Annotated in this window: 25 protein-coding genes and 1 riboswitch; of the genes, 16 read left to right on the forward strand and 9 right to left on the reverse strand. The window is 45.8% G+C overall.

What is annotated here, in order from left to right:
• Window positions 1-11: 11 nt before the first annotated feature.
• From P3C17_RS01535 to P3C17_RS01545, 3 genes are all read right to left on the reverse strand, one after another.
• Window positions 12-638 (reverse strand): hypothetical protein, encoded by a 627-nt coding sequence (locus P3C17_RS01535; RefSeq protein ID WP_300927795.1) that lies wholly within the window; start codon window positions 636-638, stop codon window positions 12-14.
• Window positions 613-1176, reverse strand: coding sequence for a sigma-70 family RNA polymerase sigma factor (locus tag P3C17_RS01540; RefSeq protein WP_233079660.1), 564 nt, complete (start codon window positions 1174-1176; stop codon window positions 613-615). The genes P3C17_RS01535 and P3C17_RS01540 overlap by 26 nt, the downstream gene beginning before the upstream one ends.
• Before the next feature lie 156 nt (window positions 1177-1332).
• Window positions 1333-2082 (reverse strand): hypothetical protein, encoded by a 750-nt coding sequence (locus P3C17_RS01545; RefSeq protein WP_300927796.1) that lies wholly within the window; start codon window positions 2080-2082, stop codon window positions 1333-1335.
• 156 nt (window positions 2083-2238) lie between these two features.
• Here P3C17_RS01545 and P3C17_RS01550 point away from each other — a divergent pair, with 156 nt between their 5' ends.
• The 4 genes from P3C17_RS01550 to P3C17_RS01565 all read left to right on the forward strand — a co-directional run bounded on the left by P3C17_RS01550 (window position 2239) and on the right by P3C17_RS01565 (window position 7997).
• Window positions 2239-3372 (forward strand): sensor histidine kinase, encoded by a 1134-nt coding sequence (locus P3C17_RS01550; protein WP_300927797.1) that lies wholly within the window; start codon window positions 2239-2241, stop codon window positions 3370-3372.
• The gene (locus P3C17_RS01555) at window positions 3369-4013 is read left to right on the forward strand and encodes a response regulator transcription factor (protein WP_300927798.1); all 645 of its coding nucleotides are present in this window, start codon (window positions 3369-3371) and stop codon (window positions 4011-4013) included. Before P3C17_RS01550 ends, P3C17_RS01555 begins: the two co-directional genes overlap by 4 nt.
• Before the next feature lie 130 nt (window positions 4014-4143).
• On the forward strand, window positions 4144-7368 hold the full coding sequence (locus P3C17_RS01560) for a PAS domain S-box protein (RefSeq protein ID WP_300927799.1): 3225 nt from the start codon (window positions 4144-4146) through the stop codon (window positions 7366-7368).
• 56 nt (window positions 7369-7424) lie between these two features.
• Window positions 7425-7997: a DUF3833 domain-containing protein gene (locus P3C17_RS01565; RefSeq protein ID WP_300927800.1), complete on the forward strand. Its 573-nt coding sequence runs from the start codon at window positions 7425-7427 to the stop codon at window positions 7995-7997.
• On the opposite strand, the gene P3C17_RS01570 is transcribed toward P3C17_RS01565, so the two are convergent.
• Window positions 7994-8392 carry a DUF2721 domain-containing protein gene (locus P3C17_RS01570; RefSeq protein ID WP_233079666.1) on the reverse strand — a complete coding sequence of 133 codons (399 nt, stop codon included), beginning with the start codon at window positions 8390-8392 and terminating at the stop codon, window positions 7994-7996. The two genes, P3C17_RS01565 and P3C17_RS01570, sit on opposite strands and share 4 nt — an antisense overlap.
• 162 nt (window positions 8393-8554) lie before the next feature.
• Between P3C17_RS01570 and P3C17_RS01575 the strand changes: the two genes are divergently transcribed.
• The 4 genes from P3C17_RS01575 to P3C17_RS01590 all read left to right on the forward strand — a co-directional run bounded on the left by P3C17_RS01575 (window position 8555) and on the right by P3C17_RS01590 (window position 11608).
• Window positions 8555-9187 carry a YjaG family protein gene (locus tag P3C17_RS01575; protein ID WP_300927801.1) on the forward strand — a complete coding sequence of 211 codons (633 nt, stop codon included), beginning with the start codon at window positions 8555-8557 and terminating at the stop codon, window positions 9185-9187.
• 107 nt (window positions 9188-9294) lie between these two features.
• A riboswitch (cyclic di-GMP riboswitch) is annotated at window positions 9295-9378 on the forward strand.
• A gap of 169 nt (window positions 9379-9547) precedes the next feature.
• Window positions 9548-9916: a DUF3718 domain-containing protein gene (locus P3C17_RS01580; RefSeq protein WP_300927802.1), complete on the forward strand. Its 369-nt coding sequence runs from the start codon at window positions 9548-9550 to the stop codon at window positions 9914-9916.
• Between the two features lie 450 nt (window positions 9917-10366).
• The gene (locus P3C17_RS01585) at window positions 10367-11158 is read left to right on the forward strand and encodes a hypothetical protein (RefSeq protein WP_300927803.1); all 792 of its coding nucleotides are present in this window, start codon (window positions 10367-10369) and stop codon (window positions 11156-11158) included.
• 108 nt (window positions 11159-11266) lie between these two features.
• Window positions 11267-11608: a hypothetical protein gene (locus tag P3C17_RS01590; protein ID WP_300927804.1), complete on the forward strand. Its 342-nt coding sequence runs from the start codon at window positions 11267-11269 to the stop codon at window positions 11606-11608.
• A gap of 211 nt (window positions 11609-11819) precedes the next feature.
• On the opposite strand, the gene rsmD is transcribed toward P3C17_RS01590, so the two are convergent.
• Window positions 11820-12413, reverse strand: coding sequence for a 16S rRNA (guanine(966)-N(2))-methyltransferase RsmD (gene rsmD / locus P3C17_RS01595; RefSeq protein WP_300927805.1), 594 nt, complete (start codon window positions 12411-12413; stop codon window positions 11820-11822).
• Window positions 12414-12497: 84 nt separating this feature from the next.
• On the opposite strand from rsmD, the gene ftsY reads away from it, so the two are divergent.
• Genes ftsY through ftsX form a run of 3 tightly spaced genes read left to right on the forward strand, consistent with a single transcriptional unit; the run spans window position 12498 to window position 15360 of the window.
• Window positions 12498-13697, forward strand: coding sequence for a signal recognition particle-docking protein FtsY (gene ftsY / locus P3C17_RS01600; RefSeq protein WP_300927806.1), 1200 nt, complete (start codon window positions 12498-12500; stop codon window positions 13695-13697).
• 2 nt (window positions 13698-13699) lie between these two features.
• Window positions 13700-14383: a cell division ATP-binding protein FtsE gene (ftsE, locus tag P3C17_RS01605; protein WP_300927807.1), complete on the forward strand. Its 684-nt coding sequence runs from the start codon at window positions 13700-13702 to the stop codon at window positions 14381-14383.
• The gene (ftsX, locus tag P3C17_RS01610; RefSeq protein ID WP_233079673.1) at window positions 14380-15360 is read left to right on the forward strand and encodes a permease-like cell division protein FtsX; all 981 of its coding nucleotides are present in this window, start codon (window positions 14380-14382) and stop codon (window positions 15358-15360) included. The genes ftsE and ftsX overlap by 4 nt, the downstream gene beginning before the upstream one ends.
• Window positions 15361-15380: 20 nt before the next feature.
• On the opposite strand, the gene P3C17_RS01615 is transcribed toward ftsX, so the two are convergent.
• The gene (locus tag P3C17_RS01615) at window positions 15381-16601 is read right to left on the reverse strand and encodes an EAL domain-containing protein (protein ID WP_300927808.1); all 1221 of its coding nucleotides are present in this window, start codon (window positions 16599-16601) and stop codon (window positions 15381-15383) included.
• Between the two features lie 213 nt (window positions 16602-16814).
• Here P3C17_RS01615 and rpoH point away from each other — a divergent pair, with 213 nt between their 5' ends.
• Window positions 16815-17669 (forward strand): RNA polymerase sigma factor RpoH, encoded by an 855-nt coding sequence (rpoH, locus tag P3C17_RS01620; RefSeq protein WP_300927809.1) that lies wholly within the window; start codon window positions 16815-16817, stop codon window positions 17667-17669.
• A 60-nt stretch (window positions 17670-17729) separates the two neighbouring features.
• Here rpoH and P3C17_RS01625 read toward each other — a convergent pair whose 3' ends face one another.
• Genes P3C17_RS01625 through gpmM form a run of 3 tightly spaced genes read right to left on the reverse strand, consistent with a single transcriptional unit; the run spans window position 17730 to window position 21471 of the window.
• Window positions 17730-18764, reverse strand: coding sequence for a divergent polysaccharide deacetylase family protein (locus P3C17_RS01625; RefSeq protein ID WP_300927810.1), 1035 nt, complete (start codon window positions 18762-18764; stop codon window positions 17730-17732).
• A gap of 2 nt (window positions 18765-18766) precedes the next feature.
• Window positions 18767-19930 carry a peptidoglycan DD-metalloendopeptidase family protein gene (locus P3C17_RS01630; RefSeq protein ID WP_300927811.1) on the reverse strand — a complete coding sequence of 388 codons (1164 nt, stop codon included), beginning with the start codon at window positions 19928-19930 and terminating at the stop codon, window positions 18767-18769.
• A complete protein-coding gene (gpmM, locus tag P3C17_RS01635; protein WP_300927812.1) occupies window positions 19930-21471 on the reverse strand; it encodes a 2,3-bisphosphoglycerate-independent phosphoglycerate mutase in 1542 nt (513 codons plus the stop codon). Before gpmM ends, P3C17_RS01630 begins: the two co-directional genes overlap by 1 nt.
• 176 nt (window positions 21472-21647) lie before the next feature.
• Here gpmM and P3C17_RS01640 point away from each other — a divergent pair, with 176 nt between their 5' ends.
• From P3C17_RS01640 to gpsA, 4 genes are read left to right on the forward strand one after another with little or no spacing between them, the layout of a single operon-like run.
• On the forward strand, window positions 21648-22076 hold the full coding sequence (locus P3C17_RS01640; RefSeq protein ID WP_300927813.1) for a rhodanese-like domain-containing protein: 429 nt from the start codon (window positions 21648-21650) through the stop codon (window positions 22074-22076).
• Window positions 22077-22088: 12 nt separating this feature from the next.
• Window positions 22089-22346 carry a glutaredoxin 3 gene (grxC, locus tag P3C17_RS01645; protein ID WP_300927814.1) on the forward strand — a complete coding sequence of 86 codons (258 nt, stop codon included), beginning with the start codon at window positions 22089-22091 and terminating at the stop codon, window positions 22344-22346.
• Window positions 22347-22395: 49 nt separating this feature from the next.
• Window positions 22396-22869, forward strand: coding sequence for a protein-export chaperone SecB (gene secB, locus P3C17_RS01650; protein ID WP_008899801.1), 474 nt, complete (start codon window positions 22396-22398; stop codon window positions 22867-22869).
• Window position 22870: 1 nt separating this feature from the next.
• Entirely contained in the window at window positions 22871-23869 is a 999-nt protein-coding gene (gene gpsA, locus P3C17_RS01655; protein WP_300927815.1) for an NAD(P)H-dependent glycerol-3-phosphate dehydrogenase, read from the forward strand.
• The last annotated feature ends 9 nt before the right edge of the window (window positions 23870-23878 follow it).

Genomic DNA, 23878 nt, shown 5'->3' on the forward strand with positions numbered 1-23878 from the left:
ACTCCACTAGGTTATCTGTTCTGAGTGTTCTGTGATGTACCAAGATCCAGTCTGGCTTGGCTTGGCTGGTAATTTTCCTGCCAGTAATGCCAGTCAGACTGACGTTGCTGATTCAGGTATTCAACCAGTTCCAGCATGTCGGTGCGTCTTTCTTTGGTTTGTTGTTCGGTTAAATAATCCTTCAGCAAAATCAGCTGCGATGCCTGTTGCTGTTGCGTACCCTGCAACTGAGTCTGGATATAATCCTGCTGCTCTTTGCGATAGCTTGCCAGCAAGGTTTCCAGTTGTTGCTGTTGCATTTGTTGTGCGCCACGCCAGCTTAACGTCAGGCCGCTGTCCTGCATTTGCATTTCCAGTGGCGACAGGCTGATCACTAAAGCCAGGACGGAAAAAGCCACACTCAACTTTGGCCACCAGCTATGACTTTTTGTGGGTCTCTGCCATTGCTGGGCAAACATCGACATGCTGTCAATTTCAGGCACCGGCGCGAAAAAGGGCGCTTTGGCCTGACGCTGAATCACCTGCGCTGTCTGGAAACGGCTGTACCATTCACTGTTCTGGTCCAGCTGCTGTTCGCATTCGCTGGCCGTCAATTTTCCGGCCAGCCATGCTTCAAAAATTTGCTGACTGTTCGACATCTGTTAACTCCAACTGCGTACGCAGTTTATCTAAGGCCGCATAAAATCTGGATTTGATGGTATTGCTCGACAGCGCCAGCTGATCGGCAATTTCATCAAAAGTAAACTGCTGGTAAAACCGCAATTCCACTACCAGTCGTTGCTCTGGCGGTAAAGTTCGCAACTGCTGTTGCACCATCCGTTGCGTGTGCTGGCCATAAAGTTGTTGTTCAAAACTTGGTGCTTCATCATCATAAAAATCATGGTCGTCGGTAAACTCTGTGGTTGCTTTACGCTTCCTGAGCATATCCATAGCCCTGTAGTTGGCGATGCCAAACAACCAGCTTTTAAACGAACTGTCACCACGGTACTGCGCCAGGTTACGGCAAAGCACCATCAATACATCCTGCAATAAATCGCGGGCGTCATCGGGCGAACCCAGTAAACGCAGGCCAAAATAATACAGGGGCGCCTGATATCTCGACACCAATTGCTGCCAGGCTTTGGCATCGCCGCCTATGGCTTTTTCTATTAAGCTCTCGTCGCTGCGTTTAAACACTTTTGATCTGTGATGAAGTTGTATTGATGATAAGTCGTATCAGGTCTGAAAATAGTTTGCCTGATTTAACAAAAAAGCAGGAATATTTTTGAGGTGTTTTTAAGTTATTAAATTAAAAGGGAAATTTTTTAATCGATTTCCCTTCGGTTGTACAGATTATGACGCCTGGCTCCTTATTGGTTGAGATAAGCGGCGTTTAAACCAGATAGTTGCTGGGATACCTATCAGGCTGGGGATCAGCCATGGCACCATCATCCAGTGGCCTGTTAATAACTCTTCAAATAAAGCGCGGCCGCCAAAGGCAAAAAATGCGGTGTAGGCTGCAATACCAGAACCAATCATGGCGGAGGCATGTTCTATTAACCAGCGGTTGTTTGTCACAGTTTTTGTATGCAGGTAACTCAGAATACTAAAGCAGGTGATCAATGATATACCGGCAAACACCATCACCAGTGGCATACCAAATTTAAAACCTTGCCAGGCAGCATAGGGGGCGACGATCACAAGCAGCCAGACAGGCGCCTGGTAGCTCCAGTGTTTCAGCGGATCACGGTTTTGTTTGCATAACAGAGTCCCTGTGGCATGACGTATAGTGACCCAGGTCAGCAGGCTAAGTAAAAACAGGAACAGGTTAAGCATCATAAAAAAGTTTAATTTGCGCTGCTGGATTTGGCCATCGACTAACAGAGCCGCACCTTTAATTCCTATAGGATCAAACCAGACCAGACTGGTCATCACCAGACCGCTTAAGGCCACAGCCTTCATAATGTGACCATAATAACGACCTGAGCTGCGGTGTAACGAGCTGCCTTTGCGGCTTAGCATGGGCAACCAGAACAGCAGCAGTGCAATGACACCTAAAGCAATATGTAGTTTTAATAACAGGCTATGTAGCATTAACATCATTAGTCTCCCTTTAGCAGATGATGTCAGACTAAAACTTCAGCTTTGCTTTTACAGGTGCCATAAGTCAGGACTTTTGACTGTGACTTTTGGCCTATTGAGCCAGCCTCTAAATAAGGCATACTGCAAATCAACGCAGCAACGATCATTAAAGCCGCAATGAAATTAAAGTATTCAATAGCATGGGATGTTTTGGCGGGGTTACTCACCTGGTTTTTGGTGTTTGGCCTGACTTTATACCTGAGTTGGCCCCATGAGCGACTCTGGTCGTTGTGGCCTTGGGTTGTGCCTTTATTTCTGCTAAACGGCGCTGGTTTTTTTATGGTCACCCGCAGTGATGAACGTAATGGGCCCTTACCCCGCTTAGCGTTCATTGGTTATATCCTGCAGCTTTTGTCTGCTCTGGTGTTGAATTGGATGCTGCCTTGGGATTTTCTGGCGATCCTGAGCATTATCTGGGTGTCAGTGTTACCTTATCTGGTGTCGATGCGAACGGCTGTGTTGATCACTATTGCGCTGCTTGGGCTTTGGTATGGTGTGGATTCTACGTTGGAACAACGCTCAATGTGGATCACCGGGTTATTGTTCAGTAGCTTTCACTTTTTTGCTTTGTTGATGACCAATCAGGCTCGTTCTGAACAAAAAGCCAAACAAGAATTGCAGCAAACCCATCAGCAATTACTGGCGACTCAGGATCTGTTGATGATGGCCTCTCAGCAGCAGGAGCGTTCCCGTATAGCCCGGGATTTACATGATGTGTTGGGTCATCATTTAACTGCTTTAACTATTAACTTGCAGGTCGCAGGACATTTAACCCAAGGCGAAGCCAAAGCCAAAGTGGATCAATGCCATCAGATCGCGAAGTTATTGTTGTCGGATGTGCGTGAAGCGGTTAGTGCCTTGCGTGAACAGCAGCAGTTTTCTATTTACCAGGCACTGGAGACGCTTCTGACTGAATTACCGGGACTGAAGGTGAACTGGGATTGCCCCCGGGATGCAGACGTTGCCGATGTGAAAGTTGCACAGCAACTGCTGTTGATTGTGAAGGAAGCTTTAACTAATACTTTAAGACATAGTCAGGCTACAGAGTTTAATCTGTCGGTAAAGCTTGTGGATGGATTTTTGCACCTGATGATTGATGACAACGGCAAAGTTTCGCCTGACTGGAAAGCGGGCAATGGCTTAACAGGTATGCAGGAGAGAGTGGCTTCATGTGCCGGTACTTTGGTCTGGCAAGTGAAAGACAACCACTTTTGTTTACAAGTCACTTTACCTTCAGGAATTCAACCATGACTTTGCGTGTGCTGTTGGTGGACGATCAAATGCTGATCCGTCAGGGCATTAAAAGCCTATTGCAGCTGTCTGGCCAGGTGGATGTGGTTGCCGAAGCCCCGGATGGCTCGACTGTGGTGGAGCTGGTGCAGTTGCATCAACCAGACGTGATTTTATTGGATTTATCTATGCCCAAAGTGGATGGCATCGCCACACTGGAGCTGCTGAAGCAACAGCAACTGAAAACGCCCGTGCTTATTCTGACTACTTTTGAAGAGCATGATCTGGTGTTAAAAAGCATCCAGCTTGGAGCTAAAGGCTATTTACTCAAAGACGTGTCGCTCGACAGTTTAGTCTCTGCCATTCAAACCCTGCAGCAAGGCGGCACCTGTTTTCAAAGTACCATCACAGAACGTTTGTTGTCAGGATTGAACCCGGTCAGTAATTTCCCGCGCCCTGCCGCTATTGAAGAGTTATCCGACAAAGAACTGCAAATTCTGCAATTGATGGCGTCGGGTTATGCCAATAAAGAAATAGCCAGCGCGCTGTATAAATCTGAGGGCACTATTAAGAATCAGATCTCCAGCATTTTGGCTAAATTAGGGGTGCGTGACAGAACTCGTGCTGTGCTCTTGGCTTTAGAGCTTGGCTTGATCCACTGAAATTGCTAAGTCGCTGATTTAAGGCGCCGTAATCCCTATTATTACCGCTATACTGGAACTGTCGACAAAGTCAGAATCGGAGTTTTTTGTCTTTATGCGGTCAAAGCGCCCTTTACACAACGGAATGTCCTTGCGGCTCTTTTTTACAGTGCCTGTCTTATTGCTGTTTATTCTGACCGCAGGACTGGTCAGTCTGATTTCTTATGTCAACGGACAACATGCGGCCTTGAGTTATGGCGAAAAACTGGCTGACCAGATCAGCCTGCGCGTGAATTCTCATTTGCACTATTTATTGGCAGTGCCAAAAACTGTATTGGATTCCACCCTGCAATCCATAGACAGCGGTATTCTGGACCTGCAATCAGAGCAGGATCTGGCTCGTTTTATGACAGTGCAAATTCGTAGTGCTCCTTATTTAACCTATGTCTCAGCTGGTTTTGCCAATGGTCGTTATCTGGCGGTCAACAGAGATGTTGGTGATGGTCAGTTGACCCTGATCAGCTCTATGAATCAGCAAGATTTAGTCCGGGTGCGTTACACCTTGCAGGAAGTGGGTTTACCTGGTGCAGCTTTGGAACAAGGCATCCCCTATGATGTCAGAACCCGCAGCTGGTTTCAGCATGCAGTGCAACAAGGTAAACCCAGCTGGTATCCGATCTACAAATATCAATCCTATGACGGACTTGGCGTAGGATTGGCGGCGCCCACTTACAACCGAAGCGGTCAGTTAGAGGCCGTCATTGCTGCAGATATGAGCTTGCGTCATCTGGAGTTGTATCTGCAGGCCCAGCCCGTGGCAGGCAATGGCATGATTTTTATCACAGATCAGCAAGGTTACCTGATTGCCTCATCCACTCAGACGCCATTGGTTAGTGAACGTGGAGCCGAAATTACTCAACTGATGGCCAGTCAAAGCGAACACCCTTTACTGCAAAAAGCTGCTGCTGTACTGAGCGGGCAAAAACACAACGAAGGTCAGCAGCAACTGGAACTGGATGGTGAACATTATTTGCTGAACTATACCGAGTTCAGTGATCCACAAGGTTTAAAGCTGCGCATCGCAGTGGTTCTGCCACAGCAACCACTGATGAGTTTTGTCGATGAAAATTCTTTGCAGGCTTTATGGTTAATTTTGTTAGCCGTGATAGTGGGGGCGCTGTTGATTTTTGTGTTAAGCCGTAAACTGGTGCAACCTATAGAAGCTTTGCATCGCCGGGCGGATATGCTGGCCAGTGGCGACAGAACAGATTTTGAACTGTATCAGACCCCGGTTTTTGAACTTAATGGCCTGATCCACTCTTTTAGCATGATGGCGACTAAACTCAGCGATGCTTTTGCACAACTGGAGCATAAAGTAGAGCAAGGCACAGCATCGCTGGAACGTTTGTCTTTGGTGGTCAGCCGAACCAGTAATGGCGTGATTGTGACCAATACTGCGGGCTATATTGAATGGGTCAACCCGGCTTATGAACGTTTATCCGGTTACAAGGCCAGTTCTTTACAGGCTAAAGCTATAACCCAGGTATTAGCCAATCAAAAAGCGGATGCTTTAGCGCTGCAACGTATTCATCAGGCTATTAGCGGGGGCTCAGGTTTTTCTGAAGAGCTGTTGTGTTACAGCACATCAGGTCAGGCTTGCTGGTTGAGTCTGGAGTGTGATGCCGTATTCAGTGAGCAAGGCCAACTGACAGGATTTGTGCTGATTTGCCTGGATATCAGCAGCAGGAAAAAGTCTGAGTCTGCGGAAAAAGACAGTCAGGATCGGACCGTACGTCAACGCAGTACTTTGGCGCAACTGGTGGTGGATGAAGCTGTTGCCATTGGAGACAGTCTGGCTTTCGCTAAAAATCTGGTGCAGGCAACATCTTTGGCCCTGCTTTGTAACAGAGTCAGTGTCTGGATGTTGTCTGAGCAAGGCGACGAAATGTTTTGTTTGGCCTTACACCAACACGAAGGTGAACAGCATTTAGGTCAGCTGTTGTTACGAAGAGCGGATTACCCGCAGTATTTTGCCGCTGTCGCTTCGCGTGGCTGGATCTGTGCCAATGATGCGATTAACGACCCTGCCACCAGTGAGTTTGCTGAACTTTATCTGAAACCTTTAGGCATCAGTTCTATGCTCGATGCAGGTATTATTATTGCCGGTAAAGTGGTAGGGGTGTTGTGTCTTGAACATATAGGCCCGCAACGACAATGGTATTCCGACGAAGAAGCTTTTGTCAGTGCTGTTGCAGCCATCATGGCGCAAACTTTATCAGTAGCGCAGCGCAAAGATGCAGAGCAAATAAGTAAAGAATATGCTCAGCACACTCAAACCATTTTAAACAACGTGGTGGATGGCATTATCACTATTGATGAAAATGGCCGTATTGCCAGTATGAACCCTGCCGCCCAGGATTTATTCCGCTGCAAGGCTGAAGACTTTTTAGGCCACTATGCCACCAATCTGCTGCCAGCTGTGTTGAGACAACAGCAGGAATCCCAGCAGGCTTATTTACCCACCCCAGGGGTAAAACCTTTATTAGGTTGCAACCGCGAGTTGGATGGGTTACGTGCGGATGGCAGTATCTTTGCGATGGAATTGGCCTTGTCAGTGATCCGCAGGCAAGGGCGACTGATTTACATCTGTACTGTGCGGGATATCAGTGACCGTAAACGTATAGAGCGGTTAAAAAATGAATTTGTCTCCACAGTCAGCCATGAACTGCGTACGCCTTTAACTTCTATAACCGGAGCTTTGGGTTTGTTGCATGCTGGGGTGATGGGCGATATGCAGGAAAAAGTCAGCAGCCTGATCAGCATCGCCTATAAAAATTGCCAACGTTTAACCTTATTGATTAATGACTTACTGGATATTGAAAAAATAGCAGCAGGAAAAATGCAGTTTGATTTAAAAGTTGAGCTGGTGTTGCCCTTAATCCAGCAAGCTTTGGATGCCAATAAAATGATGGCTCAGGAACGGCATATTCAGCTGCATGTTCAGACCATCATGACGGATGTCAGCATCAGAGTGGATGCCAAGCGTTTTATTCAGGTGTTATCAAATTTTTTAAGTAACGCCATTAAATTTTCACCTGCTGCCGCCACAGTGGTGGTGGAGTTGAGTCTGAATGAACAAATGGTGCGTATCGCCGTGGTGGATCAGGGGCCAGGTATCCCGGAGAAATTCCGCGACCGTATTTTTCAGCGTTTTTCACAGGCCGACGCTTCTGATACCAGGCAAACTGGAGGCACTGGTCTTGGTTTGGCCATTTCAAAAGAGCTGGTGCATGGCATGAATGGTTTAATTGGTTTTGAATCTGTGGAAGGCCAGGGGGCTACTTTTTATTGCTGCTTTGCTTTAGCCCAAGACTGAGCCAGATTGGCTGTCGCTCCGTATAGCTTCTTTATCTTGCTAAAGGAGTTTTTAATATGCGTTTTATCGCTTTGCTTGCCACCTTGCTGCTTTGGGGTTGCAGTCATCAGGTTCAGGATTATCAGCAGCAAACCCCAACCTTTCATTTGCCTGACTACTTTAGTGGGTCGTTGAATGCCTATGGTGTAGTTAAAAACTGGCAAGGCAAACAAAGTGTGCGCTTTTCGGCAGAGCTTTGTGGCCAGTGGCAAGGCAATGAAGGTACTTTATTTGAATTGTTTCACTTCAGCGATGGCCGGGTAGAACAACGGATTTGGCAATTAGCAGTAGATCAAGACGGAAAAGTCACAGGTTCAGCCGCTGATGTCACAGGTCAGGCGTCAGGGCAACAAGCTGGCAATACTCTGTATTGGGAATATGTGTTGCAGATTCCGGATGGTGATGGCGTGATCGAAGTCAAAGTGGAAGACTGGTTGTATCTGGTGACGCCACAACAACTAATGAACCAGTCTACCTTGTATAAATTTGGCCTGCCGGTTGGTGAGATTATTTTGTCTATCCAGCAACAGGACCCAACAGCGGATTGCAGCGCGTTAGAGCAACAGCTGGCTGAACTTAGAGCAGGTTAAGCCTGCTCTTGCTCCATACTTTCCAGTTCTATTTTAATGGCATTACAGGAAATCTGAATTTCGTATAGCGATACCAGTAAACTCAGCATTAAGCTGGCGAGGCTGGCACCAAAAGCAAGCTGACCTGCTAATGCCCACTGCATAAACAGAAAAAACATGGATAAGGTACAAAGTACAAAACTAATCACGCCCCAGCGTTGCATCGAACGTATTAAAAACATGCGTTGCCTTAAGTTTTCGATCTGACGTTTCGCCATATCCCGCACTTGTCCACCTTCACGGGTATTCAGTTGGCGAATAAGTTGAGCCAGTACTAAAAACCTGTTGGTATACGCCAGTAATAACAGCGAGATGGCAGGAAATAACAAAGCTGGGGTGGTCATGGTCATCAACATAAAGTCACCTGTGTTCAGAGTGGGAAAGACTGACTTGAATTCTGATCATATTCGCATTAGTACCATGCTGATAGTACACTGGGCAAAAATAACAGAGTTTTCTGAGCGCAGCCTCTTGTGTATGATGCGCAGCCAGAGCGGCCAGACCAGAACGGATAAAACATGAAACAAAAAGCAAACAACTTCCAGAATATGCGGGAACTGGGGTTTTATCAGCAAGCGGCTATAGCTGCAACTTTGCTGGAACGCATGTTACCCAATTATCAACTGTTTAGTGAAGTGACAGGTTTTGGTGATGCCAAGTTGTGCCGGGATATTTTGAATCTGGTGTGGGAATGGCTTTTTGTGAAAAAGGTTAAAATTAACTTTGAGCGTTTATGCAATGAGTTAGAGCTGGCGACACCGGATCAAAGTCAGTTTGATATGTTTGGTGTGTACCCTGCTATTGATACAGCGACCGCACTGGACTCCATGCTCAACGGCATTTTGTCACAGGATGCGACTGAGTTTGTCAATGTAGCCAAAATTTCACAGGCCTCAGTGGCCCGCTTAATTGAATATCAGGCTGAAGAGATCGATATCACCACTGAAGCTGAACTAAAAAAGTGGGTGCGGGATCACGAGCTGATGGAATATGAAATGGACTGTCTGTCGGAGCTGATTGAACTGGTGACACCATTAAATGACGGTTTTCAGCGTGAGCAGGTACAAATGTTAAAGGCCTGGGTGCGTGAACAAGGGTTAAGCAATCTGGGGATGGAGCTTGTTCCTGATATTCAAAATTCAGACGGCTAAAAGTCTTGCTGTCTGGAAGAATAGTTCTTTTAGAGTCAATACCTTAACTTTTTTAAAAAGCCTTAAAATTCTTCTTGCATAATAAACAGTCACTGCTTAAAATGCGCGCGCTCGAAAGGCAAGTCTCCCGAAAGGGAGTACACGCAAAGCTGCAGATCTAAGGGGAAACCTACGATGGCTGGGCTGCCGTAATCTAATGATTACGTAGGACGCATCTACACCAGTTTCTGGTATCAAAGCTCCTCCTTTCGTGTTCGCTGATAAACAACAGCTAACATGCTGTTGTTGAAGTTTCAGCCTGTTTATACAGACCAATCAGCCTGATCCTATGATCAGTGTTAGCCAACACCGGAGCTTATTATGAAATTTAAATTTGTTGCTTTAATCGCCATCGCTGCTGCTCAATTTGTTGCCCCAACGGCATCAGCTAACGATCAAATGGTTCAGTCTATCTGTGCTTACGTGGCCGATGACAACAAGAATAACCTGCGTAAAACTTTATCTGATAACCGTATGCGTTTAAAGAACGTGTATGACGGTATTACGTGCGATGGTTTACCTTTAGTTCGCCATGCGATTAAACACAATGCTGCAGACACTGCTGAGTTTATCATCAAGCAGTTACCAGGCAGCCAGGTTTCAGCATCAGGTGACTTAGAGTGGGCAGCAAGCAATGGTTTTGCAGCTTCTCCAATACTGGAAGCCATCAAGGCCCGTAGCGCAAGCTAATCGAATTTTTTATAAAAAGAAGGCGCCTGATGGCGCCTTTTTTGTCACTTCTAAATCGGCACGCTAAGTACTAAGTATCATATGTACTGGCTGATCAATGATCTGACACTGTTAGCCGTGTGCCAACTGCCAACTCTCGCTGCACATATGGACGAATACACAGAGTTATTTGCTTCCATCATAAAACAGGCACGCTTTGAGTACATCAATAGGCACATTTATCTGTTGCTGAAGAAGGAAAAACACTCTAATTTAGATACTTAGCGTGGGCCAAGCTAAAAATAACAGGCCAGATAAAAGTAATAATGTTCCAGCACGATTTTGGTTGCAGCTAGCAGTGGTTGATTGTAATTAATAGCTTTTTATCAATAAGTTAACGCTGGTTTGTCATCTGGTAATACCAGAGGAAGCGTGCCGGCACAATATACAAATGTTAGGGCCAAATGAACTATGGATATTTCTCCAGCTACGCTAGGGGCAATCTCGGCAGCAATTGCTGTCCCAATATTTATGGGGCTAATGCGAAATGTCGACGGGCTAAAACATTCACCTAATTCAGAAAAATCTCTTGAGGAATTAACTCAGGAGTATGGCCGCTGGGAGAAAGCAGCATCTTTTCTATTAATTGTTTTCGCTGCAGCCATTGGTTTTACACTTTGGAAAGGCCTGAGTATCCTATCAGCCTTGCAAATGTCTTACGTCGACAAGAGTATATACTTAATACCTCAGCCCTCTGTAACTTGGGCTCTTCCTGCACTATTTCTAGCAATATTTTTGTCTGCAGTCCCTCTACACTACTTATATCTATCTCTGTTAGGAAGGCAAAGATACGCAGAATATACAGAATATGGAAACCAGAAATCTCGTGTAAATTCTTGGAAGCTTCTACGGTATATGGGATATGTTGTCATTCCTATATGCTTGGTCTTTACGTTTCTATCTCTTGATTCATACGCTCGAGTTACTAATAGTTCACTTATAATTAATCGCTTCTTTAGTGTTGGCGAGGCCGAATACAGGTTTAGTGAAATAAAGGCTATTGAACTCACCAAATCTTTTAAGGCACCAAATGGTAATGTCGTAAGAAAGCCTTACTACTCTATCGAGTTTGTTGATGATACTAGTTACAATTTTCACAAGTCATTACATGATTTAAGTTTTGAACAACAGACGGAAATTATCAATTACATTAGCGGAATTGCCGGTAGTGAAATATCAGTCATTGATCCCTACCCAAGGTAATGCCCTAACAAGGCGCGGCTGTCGGACAAATTTTCCGCTGCGCTCCAAATTTGCTGCAGAGCGCGGCGTTGCAGTGCAATTAATCCCAACCTTAAAAGGAAGTTAAAAATGAAGGAATTACTAATCAGTGCTGTTGTTTTAGGAATGAGCCTGGCTGTTTCAGCGGAAACCTATGATGTTTCCGCTTCTTACAGCGCCGGTACAGAATATTCTGGCGAGCTGGTTTTCCGTGTTGATGAAGGCAAAAGCGCATCTTTTTCAAACGAGCAAGTGCAGAATTTTGCTGTTGTAGTGAGTAAAAAAACTGAAAGTCAGGTTCTAGTTAACTTCGATTTTGCAGGTGGGGCTTACAAAAGCGAAGCAGAGGTTGTCTTAGACCTTGACCGACCAACAGAACTGAATTTTAACGATCAAAAATTTACTTTTTTAGTTAAAAAGCATTCCAGTTAGATATTTGTGGCAGCGCGTGCACTGCTAACAATGCGCATCACTTGCGGCCTGCGGCGGCCGCTGGGATGCTAACCGCTACGCTGTCGTAATCCGTGTGCTAAGCGTTAATGTTCGCAATTTGCTTATAGCACCTTCTCACAGAAGTGATAGGGTGCTACCAATATCGATTGTCAGATGGAATGCCGATTCATCCTGTTCAAACTGTTCCATGTCAGGCTTGCCAGAGGCGGTAAGCGAGTTGCCCTGCCACTTTTTCCTTTAGTAAGACCCAGTCTGTAGGCAGTTGATCCAATGCCAGTTCTTTTTCTGTTTCCAGATAAATCAAAGCGCCAGGTTTAAGCCAACCTTGTTCGACTAAAGACTGACAGCAGGGCACTGCCATATTCTGGCGGAAAGGTGGGTCAATAAAAACCAAATCAAATTGGCGTTGTGCTGGTTTTTGTAACCAGAGCAAGGTATCTGTTTGTAGTACCTCGGCTTGTGTGCTGCCCAGACTGCTTAGATGTTGCTTCAGCAAGCTGGCCGCTTTGGCTTCTTTTTCCAGTAACAGCACAAAATCGGCATACCGCGATAAAGCCTCTAAACCCAAACTGCCGCTGCCAGCAAAACAATCCAGCACTGTGCTTCCTGCTACATCCTGCATGAGCCAGTTGAACAATGTTTCTTTCACTCGGTCTGAAGTGGGTCTTAAACCTGCAGCATCTAACACAGGTAAACGCCGCCCTTTCCATTTGCCACTAATCAGTCTGACAAAACCCGGCCCCTGATGTGTTGCCACTGCGCTGCGGCCCTTTGCTGTTTTCATGGAGTATTTTTGTCCTGCATCTTAAAGATGGTACTATATGGGCCAATTTTACCTTAGTTTTCGGATCTTCTGGCAGCGACCTTTATGACAAAGCAAAATAAACTCTTCTCCTGGCTTGGTTTTGGTAAAAAAACAGAGGCTGCGCCTGTTGAAAATGCAGCAGAACAGCAGATCCAGCCAACAGAACCACAGGCTGACACTGAAGTTGTTCAAGTCACTGAAACATCGGAAGCCACAGAAATCATTGCGCCTGTTGAAGCGGCGGATGTGGTGGAAGTGAAAGCTGAAGTGGTTCAAACCGATGCTTTAACCTCAGTCGCTATAGCTCCTGTGACTGAATTACAGCCACAGCCAGCTGAACGGCCAGGCTTTTTTGCCCGCCTAAAACAAGGCTTAACGAAAACCAGCCAAAATTTAGGCAATGGCTTAGCCAGCCTGTTTACAGGTAAAAAAATTGACGATGATTTATACGAAGAGCTGGAAACTCAGCTGTTAATGGCCGACGTAGGTGTGGATACCAGCCAGAAACTGATCAAACAGCTGGTGCAGCACGCCAATCGTAAACAGTTAAAAGACGCTGATGCCTTGTATGACAAACTACAACAGGAAATGGCGCTGCTGTTAGATGAAGTGGAGCAACCATTGCAACTCAAAGGCGCTGATGGTCCTTTTGTCATTCTGATGGTAGGTGTCAATGGCGTAGGTAAAACCACCACTATTGGCAAAATGGCGCAACAGTTTAAGCAACAAGGCAAGTCAGTGATGTTAGCTGCTGGCGACACCTTCAGAGCTGCAGCAGTGGAACAATTGCAAGTCTGGGGGGAGCGTAATGCGATTCCTGTGATAGCCCAGCATAGTGGTGCTGACAGTGCATCGGTGATTTTTGATGCCTATCAGGCGGCTAAAGCCCGGGGTGTGGATGTATTAATTGCTGATACTGCCGGTCGCTTACAAAATAAAGCGCATTTAATGGAAGAGCTGAAAAAAATTGTTCGTGTGATGAAAAAAATTGATGTGAATGCACCGCATGAAGTGATGTTGACGCTGGATGCTGGTACAGGACAAAACGCCTTAAGTCAGGCGCGGTTATTTAAAGAAGCTGTGGATATTAGTGGTATCAGCTTAACCAAGCTTGATGGTACTGCCAAAGGTGGCGTTATTTTTGCCATCGCCGATCAGTTTAAATTACCTATTCGCTACATTGGTGTGGGTGAAGGAATAGATGACTTGCGGGTATTTGATAGTAAAGATTTTATTAAGGCATTGTTTGCCAGGGATCTCTGATTATGTTGCGTTTTGAGCAAGTCACAAAAAGTTATAGCGGTGGTTTTGTAGCGCTCGACAGGGTTAGTTTTCATCTGGAAAAGGGTGAGATGGCTTTTTTAACAGGGCATTCTGGCGCTGGTAAAAGTACCTTATTAAAACTGATCAGTCTGATTGAGCGTCCAACCACAGGCAAAGTCTTTATTAATGGTGTGGACTTAAGCCGGGTGAACAGAGGTCAGGTGCCTTATGTTCGCCGTGATATAGGCATGATTTTCCAGAACCATAAACTGCTGATGAACCACAGTGTGTTTGATAATGTGGCTTTGCCTTTAGTGATAGAAGGCTTTAGTGGCAAAGACATGACCAAACGAGTGCATGCGGCTTTGGATAAAGTGGGGCTTTTAGATAAAGTACGTTGTCTGCCTCACACTTTATCTGGTGGTGAACAGCAACGGGTCGGTATAGCCCGTGCAGTGGTGAATCGCCCACCTTTATTATTAGCCGATGAACCCACAGGTAACCTGGACCCTGATTTATCCAAAGATATTATGAATGTATTTGAAGCCTTTAATCAGGTGGGGGTATCGGTGCTGATTGCCAGTCATGATTTAAGTTTATTGGCACGGATGCGTTATCGTACTTTGACGTTAAAAAATGGCCGCATGATCAATGATGGTTTAACCTCATTTGGAGCTGACGAATGAGTATTTTGTTTCAGGGCCGTGCCACAGGTGCCACTGCAGTAAAACAAAGTTTGTGGAACAGATTTGTGATGTTTTGGGTGCATCATATTCGTCAGGCCATGACCAGCTTAGGTGAAATCTGGTTAACCCCGGCGTCTTCTTTATTAACAGTGGCCGTATTAGGGGTGAGTTTAACCTTACCTGTGACTTTGCATTTAATGGTGAAAAACCTGCAGCAGGTCAGCAGCAGTATTGATCAAGCGGCGCAAATCAGTTTGTTTTTAAAAGCGGACACCAATGAAACCCAGATTGCGGAGCTGATAGCCTTATTGCAGGCTAATCCTGAAGTGGCAGATGTGCAGTTTATTGATAAAGGCCAGGCTCTGGCTGAATTTACTGCGGAGTCTGGTTTTGGTGATGCGTTCAGTTATATCGAAGATAACCCTTTACCTCATGTGATGCTGGTCAGTCCAAAAAACACCTCCAGTGTCGCTGCTTCCGCCTTGCTTGAGACGTTAAAGCAAGAACGTTATGTCGAGCTGGCCAAACTGGATATTGGCTGGTTAGAACGGCTGGATGCTATTGTCAGTTTAGTGCGTCAGGTGGCTATGGCCGTGGCATTATTGCTGATGGTGGCTGTGCTTCTGGTGGTGGGAAATACCATTCGATTGATGATCCTGACGAAAAAAGATGAAATTGAAGTGATGAAACTGGTCGGGGCTACCAATAGTTATATTCAACGTCCTTTTTTATATACCGGCATCTGGCTTGGTTTTTTTGGCGGCATTCTGACCTTTTTAATTGAAGAAGTGCTGCTGTGGTGGTTAAAACACGCTATTGCTGGTGTGACTCAGCTCTATGACAGCACTTTTAGTTTACAGCCGCTCAGTCTGGCTGAGTTAGGCTATTTACTGTTGGTTGCCGTAGGGCTGGGTTTTATTGGCTCCCTTTTGGCGGTGCGTCGCAATATTAGTCAGATTGAAGCGACAGGGCTTTAACCGAGACAAAAGACGTGGGGTTAATGCTGCTGCACTGTCAGCAAGCGTTGACCCCATTCTACTGCTTCAAAGTACACCAGATTCAAATCCACTGTCTCCGGCACCATACGGGAGGACAGATCAGTTTGTTGTTGCCACAAACCTTGCTCAAAAGTGCGTTCAACCGTCAGGTAATCTGCCAGTATTCCTTTATTTTCCAGCAAAGCTACTTTAATTTCTGGCAGCAGAGGCAACTGAGCTAACAGTTCTTCCAGCGGCTGTTCCAGTAAAGCATCCACCAGCGAAAACAAACCTGTTAAAAACGCCGCAGGCGGATTCTCCTGATCTCCACGTATATTGGCCAGTCGATCACAAAAGCGTGCCCGGATCAGAGACATAGCTAATAGCTCATCCGATTGCCCCTCGGCCAGATTGGCCAGTGCCAGCAGGGAAATAAATTTTTTCAGTTCAGCTTCGCCCATATACACCATGGCGTGTTTCAGCGAGCCAATAGATTGTTTGCGGGCATACTGGACGCTATTAATAAAGCGCAGCAGCTTATAGGAGATATCCAAGTCACGTTCAACTATGGCTGCCAGCCCATCAAAATCCAGCCGTACCTTACTGGATTCACTGATTAGTGCCAGCAGGTTCAGTTTATTGCTGCCGAGTTGTTTATGTTTCAGCATCTCCGGCCGGGCAAAAAAGTAGCCCTGATACAAATCAAAGCCAAGTTGTTTGAGTTGTTCATATTCATCTGCAGTTTCCACTTTCTCTGCCAGTAAGGTCACAGGGTACTTAGCAATGCGGCGCAGATATTTACTGATCTGCAGTATGTTAAACATCCTCACGTCTACCTTAATAATGCTGACATAAGGTAAAAACACGTCCCACTTTGCATCAAAGTCATGATCGTCCAGCGCAAGGCGATAGCCCATTTTATGCAGCTCTTTGCACGCCGTCAGTAGCTCGTCACTAATAGGCACGGTTTCCAGAATTTCAATCACCATACTGTTAGGATCAATAGAGGTGGGGAAGTGATGAATTAAGGTGTCAGCTGAAAAGTTAATAAAAGCTTGTTTGCCGCCAGTGATCTTTTCAACTCCCAACAATAAATGGTGCTGGGTGATGAGTTTAGAGGTGGCTTCGTCTGCATCAATATTTGGAAAGCAGTTGTCTACGCCATCCCGGAACAACAGTTCGTATCCTGTTACGGCTTTTTGGCGGTCAAAAATAGGCTGGCGCGCGACATAGCAATACATATGGGTAGCCTTGAATTGTTATATTTTTATCATTAGCACTGATCGCAAGTTCTAAATTTATCATATAAGAAAACTCAGCTGTTATATATGAATTGATATTATTAAAAAACAGGGCTTATACAATTCGGATCTTAAAAGATGGAAATTTCTTTTAGCACTCTCAGCTAAAGAGTGCTAAGATTTGACCCAATCAAGCAAGTAAGGGGAAATTACATGACTCAGGCTTCACAAATGATGACTCTGACAGTGGCTGGAAGTGGCAGCCTTGAAGCTTACACTCATGCGGTAAGTACCATCCCTATGCTCACAGCAGAAGAAGAGCGTTCTTTAGCTGAAAAATTACAGCAAGACGGTGATTTAGAATCGGCTCGCGTGTTGATTATGTCTCACCTGCGCTTTGTAGTGCATATTGCCCGCAGCTACTCAGGTTACGGTTTACCAATAAGCGATCTGATCCAGGAAGGCAATATTGGCCTGATGAAAGCAGTCAAACGTTTTGACCCTTCAGTTGGTGTGCGTTTAGTGTCTTTTGCTGTGCACTGGATCAAAGCTGAAATTCATGAGTTTGTGCTGAAAAACTGGCGTATTGTCAAAGTGGCAACGACCAAGGCGCAACGCAAGTTGTTCTTTAATCTGCGTAAAGCCAAAAAACATTTAGGCTGGTTCAGTAAAGAAGAAGTGCAAAACGTAGCTGACTCTTTAGGCGTTCCTGTACACGAAGTGGTGGAAATGGAATCCCGTATGAGCAACTATGATATGCCTTTTGATGCATCTGATGATGAAGAAGAAAGCAATTACACTGCTCCGGTATTTTATTTACAGGACAAAGAGTCTGATTTAGCCAACCGTATTGAAGAAGACCAGTGGGACACTGCCGCTGTTGATCGACTGCAGGCTGCAGTAAGCACATTGGATGACCGCAGTCAGGACATAATCCGGGCCCGTTGGTTAGATGATCAGAAACTGACTTTGCAGGAATTAGCTGACCGTTATCAGGTGTCTGCTGAACGTGTACGTCAGCTGGAAAAAAATGCGATGAAAAAACTGCAGGCTGCAATGGCTGCTTAAAGCGTTTTTTTATAGTAAAAAGCCCTGACTTGTCAGGGCTTTTGTGTTTCTGAAGGCCAGTTACAAACTACCGCCTAACTGATAAAACGGCAGAGACCGGGCTGGTTTTTTAACTGGCTCCGGTAATTCCCAGGGGTTTTGCATCAGTGGCTGAGTAGGTTTAATCCGGGGCAGAGTCATAGGATTCAGCAGGGCAGGTATCTCCCATTGCACCTGGTACATGGTGATAATAGCTGCAGGATCATCAATGGCTGGGGTAAATACTGTCGTGGTTTCAGCATTCATTGGTTTTTTCTCTGCTTTTGCAAGCTGTACAGCTTGAATTGGATCCTGTTCTGGCAAGGATAAAGGCACATCTGCAGTTTGCGCTGCGGTGATAATGGCATAGTCGGAGGGTAACAAGCTGGATAGTTTGACCACTTCTATGCCTTGGGCTGCCAAATCAGGTAAGTGTTTTTTCAGATACGCATAAGTTTCAGGGTAAGGATGGCCTATAGCTATGGCGTATTGCTGCTGTTTTGCCAGCTTGATCATCAAGTTAAATTGTTTATCCAAAGCCTGATAAGAGCGGTCGTTATCCAGAAAAACCTGACGGGTTAACAGCGGGATTTGGTGTTTTTTGGCGTAAACACCAGCCTGGCTGCGGGCTGTGGTTTTACTGTCGAGGAAAAATAGCTGGCGTTTGGCGATGTAAGCTAAAGTCCAATCCATCACGTCAGTTTGCTCAGTAAAATAACCGCCCATATGGTTATTCATACCAATAGCATAAGGCACATCAGCAAAAGCGGCCTGAAGTTTGCTCTCTATTTGAGATCGGCTCATGGTCACTTTAAGTGCATTTTTACTTAAATCAGCCCGGCGTGCAGACTCCATCGGCATATGCAAAATCACATCACGGCGCTGCTGATAGGCCGCTTTGGCGACCGCATTACTGTGCGTGGTATGAGGAATGACGGCAAAGGTTAAATCATAAGGCAATTCCAGCAGCTTGTAGTCAAGCTTGTGGTAACCAATGTCGTCAATCACTATAGCCACTTTAGCGGCGATAGAAGGTAAGCTGCAAAGCGCAAAAGCTAAGCTGATCCAATACTTCATGACTAAGATCCTGCGCGTTTCTGTAACCAGGTAATAGGGTTAATGGCTGAGCCTTTTTGCCGGATCTCAAAATACAATCCAGCCTGAGCCTGACCACCACTGGCACCTACTAAAGCCACAGCGTCACTGGCATTGACCGACTCGCCTGGCTTTTTCAATAAGGTTTGATTGTGACCATACAGACTCATGACTCCGTTGCCGTGGTCCAGTACTATCACCCAGCCATAACCTTTGAGCCAGTCCGCATAAATCACTTGCCCGTCTGCCACAGCTTTGACTTTAGAGCCTTCAGCTGCAGCTATTAAAATGCCACGCGAGCTGACACCTGCCAGACGTTTTTCACCATAACCCTGCAAAATATCACCTTGCACAGGCCAAGGCAGCTTGCCTTTGGTTTTTGGCAAATTGATGCGTTTTTTCGCCGCAATAGCAGCAGCTTTTAATTTACCTAAGGTGTTTTGCAGGCTTTGTTCGTTTTGTTTCAGGTAGTTCAGCTGTTGCTCTTGATCAGTCAAAAAGCTTTTCATCTTTTTGACTGAAGCCAGCTGGCTACTTTTTGCTTCTGTCAGCTCTTGCTGTTGTTGTTCCAGCTGGGCCTGCAGTTGTTGTTGTTGCCGTGCTTTAGTTTGCAAATCCAGCTCAATCTGTTTCAGTTCGGCTGCTGTGTGCTCTATCTGTTTTAGCTGCTGCATCCGCGCCTGATTCAAATACTGATAATAAGTCAGCACCCGCTCCAGCTTGTTGCTGTCTTGCTGGTTCAGCAGCATCTTGGTGTAATCATGCTCGCCTGTGACAAAAGCGCCTTTGAGTTGCTGCGCAAGCAACGACTTTTGCAACTCAAAATTTTGTTGCAGTTGCTGCTGCTGCAGTTCCAGTTGCTGTTGCTGTTTATGTAGTTCCGCCAGTTCTGTATTGCTTTGACGTAGTTGTCGTGCCAGCCGGGCTAAAGACTGATCAGCAGTTTTCAACAAGTCCTGGGCTTTAGTAAAAGCTTTTTGCTGTTGCTTCAGTTCTTTTTCAGTTTGTTGAATTTGACCTTTGAGCTGCGACAGTTCCTGTTGCACCTCTTTTTGATCCTGAGCCAATAAAGGGGTTGAGGCTAAACAGAGCAGCAGAGCTAAGCTCTGCTGCATCCTCAGCCTGTAGTTGACGAGTCTTACCGGCATTAATTTGTCTTCATCAGAATTTTGCCTGTCATTTCGGCAGGAATTGGCATACCCATTAAGTGCAGCATAGTTGGAGCTATATCACTCAAAATACCACCTGGGGTCACTGCGGCATGACGACCGACATAAATCAACGGCACCGGATCGCTGGTGTGAGCTGTGTGAGCCTGACCAGATTCTGGATCCTGCATTTGTTCAGCATTGCCATGGTCGGCTGTAATTAAACATTCTCCGCCCACTTGCTGTAATGCTTCTACCACACGACCAATGCAGTGATCCACTGCTTCTACCGCTTTAATAGCCGCAGATAAAATACCGGTATGACCGACCATATCACCATTTGGATAGTTACAGATGATCACATCAAACTCGCCGCTGTGAATAGCGCCCACCAGTTTGTTGGTCAGTTCGGTCGAGTTCATTTCTGGCTGCAAATCGTAAGTGGCTACGTTAGGCGATGGCACCAGAATACGTTGTTCACCATCAAATACATCTTCACGGCCGCCGCTGAAAAAGAAGGTCACGTGGGCATATTTTTCAGTTTCGGAAATACGTAACTGAGTTTTCTGGTGTTTGGCCAGCCATTCACCCAAAACGTTATTCAGACTTTCTGGCGGATAAGCACAAGGCGCTTTAATATCAGCAGCGTATTCTGTCAGCATCACAAAGCTTGCCAGTTGCGGTTGATATTCGCGGGCAAAACCTGTGAAATCGGCATCAATAAAAGCACGGCTGAACTGACGGGCACGGTCGGCACGGAAGTTCATAAAAACAAGACTGTCGCCTTGCTGCATTTTAATTACATCACCAGCAGCATTTTTAATGGCTGTCGCTTTAACAAATTCGTCATTTTCATCGCGGCTGTAGGCAGCTTTTAATGCGTCCACTGCTGTAGTTGCAGTAAATTCAGCTTTACCCTGAGTCAGTAAATCGTAGGCTGCCTGCACGCGGTCCCAGCGTTTATCCCGGTCCATCGCAAAATAACGGCCAATCACAGAAGCAACCTGACCGACACCTATAGCTTTAAAGTGATCTTCTACCCTTTGCAATGACGCTTCAGCACTGCGTGGTGGAGTATCACGGCCATCTAAAAAGGCATGCAGATAAATTTCAGTGGCGCCTTGTTGTTTGGCTAAATCAATCATCGCGATGATGTGATCTTCATGGCTATGCACGCCACCCGGCGATAACAAGCCCATCAGATGCACGGCTTTGCCATGGCGCACAGCAGCCTGTGTCGCTTCAACCAGCACAGGGTTTGTAAAGAAGTCCCCATCCTGAATAGCTTTGGTGATGCGGGTAAAATCCTGATAGACCACACGGCCTGAGCCTAAATTGACATGGCCTACTTCAGAGTTGCCCATCTGACCATCTGGCAAGCCGACATCCAGACCAGAGCCTGAAATCAGCGTATGAGGATACTCTGCCCATAACTTGTCCATTACCGGGGTATTGGCTTGTAAAATGGCATTGGATTCACGTTCTTCTCTGTATCCCCATCCATCCAATATCAGTAAGACTAACGGCTTTTTCGGCTGCATACTCATGGCTCCGTGCTATATCATTTAAAGATTCTTTGATGGCCTATCTTACCTTGTTTTTCCTGTGAAAACAGTGACGAAATAGTACGGATAGGGCTTCAATGCTGCATTCTTTTATCAAACTAGGTATACTCGGCCGCAAAGTTTTGCTCCTGAAATGAAACAGAATGGTGTTTATGCAGCAATATATTGATTTTTTAAGTAATCATCCGTACCTGACCGCCGCTTGGGTGGCGTTATTTTTAGCCTTAGTGGTCAGCTGGATTAAATCTTTAACTTCTTCAGTCAAACAAATTACTCCTACTCAGTTGACGTTGATGGTAAACAGAGAAGATGCAACAGTGATCGATATTCGCGCTGAAGCTGACTTTAAAAAGGGCCATATTACCGGTGCCCGCCATCTGACCACCGAACAAATTAACACTCAAGCTGTGGGCGGCCTTGAAAACAAAAAAGACGCACCCATCATAGTAGTCTGTCAGGCAGGTATGTCTGCACAAGGCGCAGCCGCTACTTTGACCAAACAAGGCTTTACAAAAATCTTTGTTTTACAGGGCGGCATGAGTACCTGGACAGGTGCAAACCTGCCTGTTGTTAAAAAGTAAGTTGGAGTACTGATGGCACAAGTCACTATTTACACTAAGGCCTATTGTCCTTATTGTGTTCGCGCTAAGGCGTTATTAAGCCAAAAAGGCGTGCAGTTTGACGAGATTAAAATCGACGAACAGCCCGAATTGCGTCCAGCCATGATTGAGCGGGCCAATGGCCGCACCACAGTACCGCAAATTTTTATCGGCGATACTCATGTAGGTGGCTGTGACGATCTTTTTGCACTGGAAAATGCCGGTACTTTAAATTCGATGCTCGCTGCGTAACTGCAGTTGGTTTTCTGTCGATCACTAAATAAAATAACTAGGATTTATCATGGCCGAACAACAAGTCGCTGAGCAATTTGCCATCCAGCGTATTTATGTCAAAGACATTTCTTATGAGTCACCTAACGCTCCGGCAATATTCCGTAAAGAGTGGCAACCAGCGATTCAGTTAGATTTAGATACCCGCAGTGAGAAGTTAGATGATAATACCTTTGAAGTCGTATTATCTCTGACTGTAACGGCACGTATCGAAGAAGAAGTGGCATTTTTATGTGAAGTACAACAAGCTGGTATTTTCAGTGTTCCAGTGCTGGAAGATGCACAAATGGCGCATATGTTGGCTTCGTTCTGCCCAAACATTCTGTTCCCTTATGCCCGCGAAGCTGTGTCTAATCTGGTAAACCGCGGTACTTTCCCACAACTGAATCTGGCACCTGTGAATTTTGATGCCTTATTTGCTCAATATGTACAAAAACGTCAGGCTGAAGCTCAGGCCCAGCAAGGCGTAGAACTACAGTCTTAAGATGAACGCTGCAATTGCTGTGTTAGGGGCGGGCTCGTACGGGACCGCCCTTGCTATTTCACTGGCCCGCAATGGCAATCCAACTTTGTTGTGGGGCCGCAATGCGGATGATATCCGTGTGATGGCAGAACAACGAATGAATCAGCGCTATTTGCCGGATATTCGTTTGCCGGACTCTTTAGCTGTGACTGATGATCTGGCTTATGCTGTGGCTTCATGCCGGGATATTCTATTGTCTGTGCCAAGCCATGCTTTTGCTGACACCTTAAGACAAATCAAACCTTTTTTGCAGCACAATGCCCGTGTGGCCTGGGCTACTAAAGGTCTGGAGCCGGAAACCGGCCGATTACTACAGGATGTCGCCAAAGAAATACTGGGTGAGCAGGTGTCCTTAGCTGTACTGTCAGGGCCGACTTTTGCTAAAGAACTGGCCAAAGGTTTACCCACTGCCATTTCATTGTCTTCAACCGATCCAGAATTTATTTCGGCACTCTCTGACTTATTGCATTGCACTAAAACCTTCAGGGTTTATACCAATCCTGATTTTATTGGGGTGCAACTGGGTGGCGCTGTGAAAAACGTCATCGCTATTGGTGCTGGTATGGCCGACGGTATTGGCTTTGGTGCCAATGCACGTACGGCACTTATCACTCGTGGTTTAACAGAAATGTGCCGTTTAGGTTGTGCTTTAGGTGCAAAAAAAGAAACCTTTATGGGCATGGCTGGTTTAGGTGATTTAGTTTTAACCTGCACAGACAACCAATCCCGCAACAGACGTTTTGGTTTGTTATTAGGTGAAGGCAAAGGCGTAGACGAAGCCATGACGGCCATAGGCCAGGTGGTGGAAGGTTATCGTAATGCCAAGGAAGTCTTTAATCTGGCGCAACGTGTTGGGGTAGAAATGCCTATCACAGAGCAAATATACCAGGTGTTGTATCAGGGCAAAGATGCCCGTTTAGCGGCGATGGACTTGCTAGGCCGCGAAAAACGCGACGAATAGTTTACCCGT

Source organism: Rheinheimera sp. 1928-s, assembly GCF_029269265.1.
Lineage (GTDB): Bacteria > Pseudomonadota > Gammaproteobacteria > Enterobacterales > Alteromonadaceae > Pararheinheimera.

Bases quoted from the DNA above. Each gene is read 5' to 3' on its own strand.
- P3C17_RS01535 (WP_300927795.1), bottom strand. From the start codon at position 638: ATGTCGAACAGTCAGCAAATTTTTGAAGCATGGCTGGCCGGAAAATTG.
- P3C17_RS01545 (WP_300927796.1), bottom strand. From the start codon at position 2,082: ATGATGTTAATGCTACATAGCCTGTTATTAAAACTACATATTGCTTTA.
- P3C17_RS01550 (WP_300927797.1), top strand. From the start codon at position 2,239: ATGAAATTAAAGTATTCAATAGCATGGGATGTTTTGGCGGGGTTACTC.
- P3C17_RS01555 (WP_300927798.1), top strand. From the start codon at position 3,369: ATGACTTTGCGTGTGCTGTTGGTGGACGATCAAATGCTGATCCGTCAG.
- P3C17_RS01565 (WP_300927800.1), top strand. From the start codon at position 7,425: ATGCGTTTTATCGCTTTGCTTGCCACCTTGCTGCTTTGGGGTTGCAGT.
- P3C17_RS01570 (WP_233079666.1), bottom strand. From the start codon at position 8,392: ATGTTGATGACCATGACCACCCCAGCTTTGTTATTTCCTGCCATCTCG.
- P3C17_RS01575 (WP_300927801.1), top strand. From the start codon at position 8,555: ATGAAACAAAAAGCAAACAACTTCCAGAATATGCGGGAACTGGGGTTT.
- P3C17_RS01580 (WP_300927802.1), top strand. From the start codon at position 9,548: ATGAAATTTAAATTTGTTGCTTTAATCGCCATCGCTGCTGCTCAATTT.
- P3C17_RS01585 (WP_300927803.1), top strand. From the start codon at position 10,367: ATGGATATTTCTCCAGCTACGCTAGGGGCAATCTCGGCAGCAATTGCT.
- P3C17_RS01590 (WP_300927804.1), top strand. From the start codon at position 11,267: ATGAAGGAATTACTAATCAGTGCTGTTGTTTTAGGAATGAGCCTGGCT.
- rsmD (WP_300927805.1), bottom strand. From the start codon at position 12,413: ATGAAAACAGCAAAGGGCCGCAGCGCAGTGGCAACACATCAGGGGCCG.
- ftsY (WP_300927806.1), top strand. From the start codon at position 12,498: ATGACAAAGCAAAATAAACTCTTCTCCTGGCTTGGTTTTGGTAAAAAA.
- ftsE (WP_300927807.1), top strand. From the start codon at position 13,700: ATGTTGCGTTTTGAGCAAGTCACAAAAAGTTATAGCGGTGGTTTTGTA.
- ftsX (WP_233079673.1), top strand. From the start codon at position 14,380: ATGAGTATTTTGTTTCAGGGCCGTGCCACAGGTGCCACTGCAGTAAAA.
- P3C17_RS01615 (WP_300927808.1), bottom strand. From the start codon at position 16,601: ATGTATTGCTATGTCGCGCGCCAGCCTATTTTTGACCGCCAAAAAGCC.
- rpoH (WP_300927809.1), top strand. From the start codon at position 16,815: ATGACTCAGGCTTCACAAATGATGACTCTGACAGTGGCTGGAAGTGGC.
- P3C17_RS01625 (WP_300927810.1), bottom strand. From the start codon at position 18,764: ATGAAGTATTGGATCAGCTTAGCTTTTGCGCTTTGCAGCTTACCTTCT.
- P3C17_RS01630 (WP_300927811.1), bottom strand. From the start codon at position 19,930: ATGCCGGTAAGACTCGTCAACTACAGGCTGAGGATGCAGCAGAGCTTA.
- gpmM (WP_300927812.1), bottom strand. From the start codon at position 21,471: ATGCAGCCGAAAAAGCCGTTAGTCTTACTGATATTGGATGGATGGGGA.
- P3C17_RS01640 (WP_300927813.1), top strand. From the start codon at position 21,648: ATGCAGCAATATATTGATTTTTTAAGTAATCATCCGTACCTGACCGCC.
- grxC (WP_300927814.1), top strand. From the start codon at position 22,089: ATGGCACAAGTCACTATTTACACTAAGGCCTATTGTCCTTATTGTGTT.
- secB (WP_008899801.1), top strand. From the start codon at position 22,396: ATGGCCGAACAACAAGTCGCTGAGCAATTTGCCATCCAGCGTATTTAT.
- gpsA (WP_300927815.1), top strand. From the start codon at position 22,871: ATGAACGCTGCAATTGCTGTGTTAGGGGCGGGCTCGTACGGGACCGCC.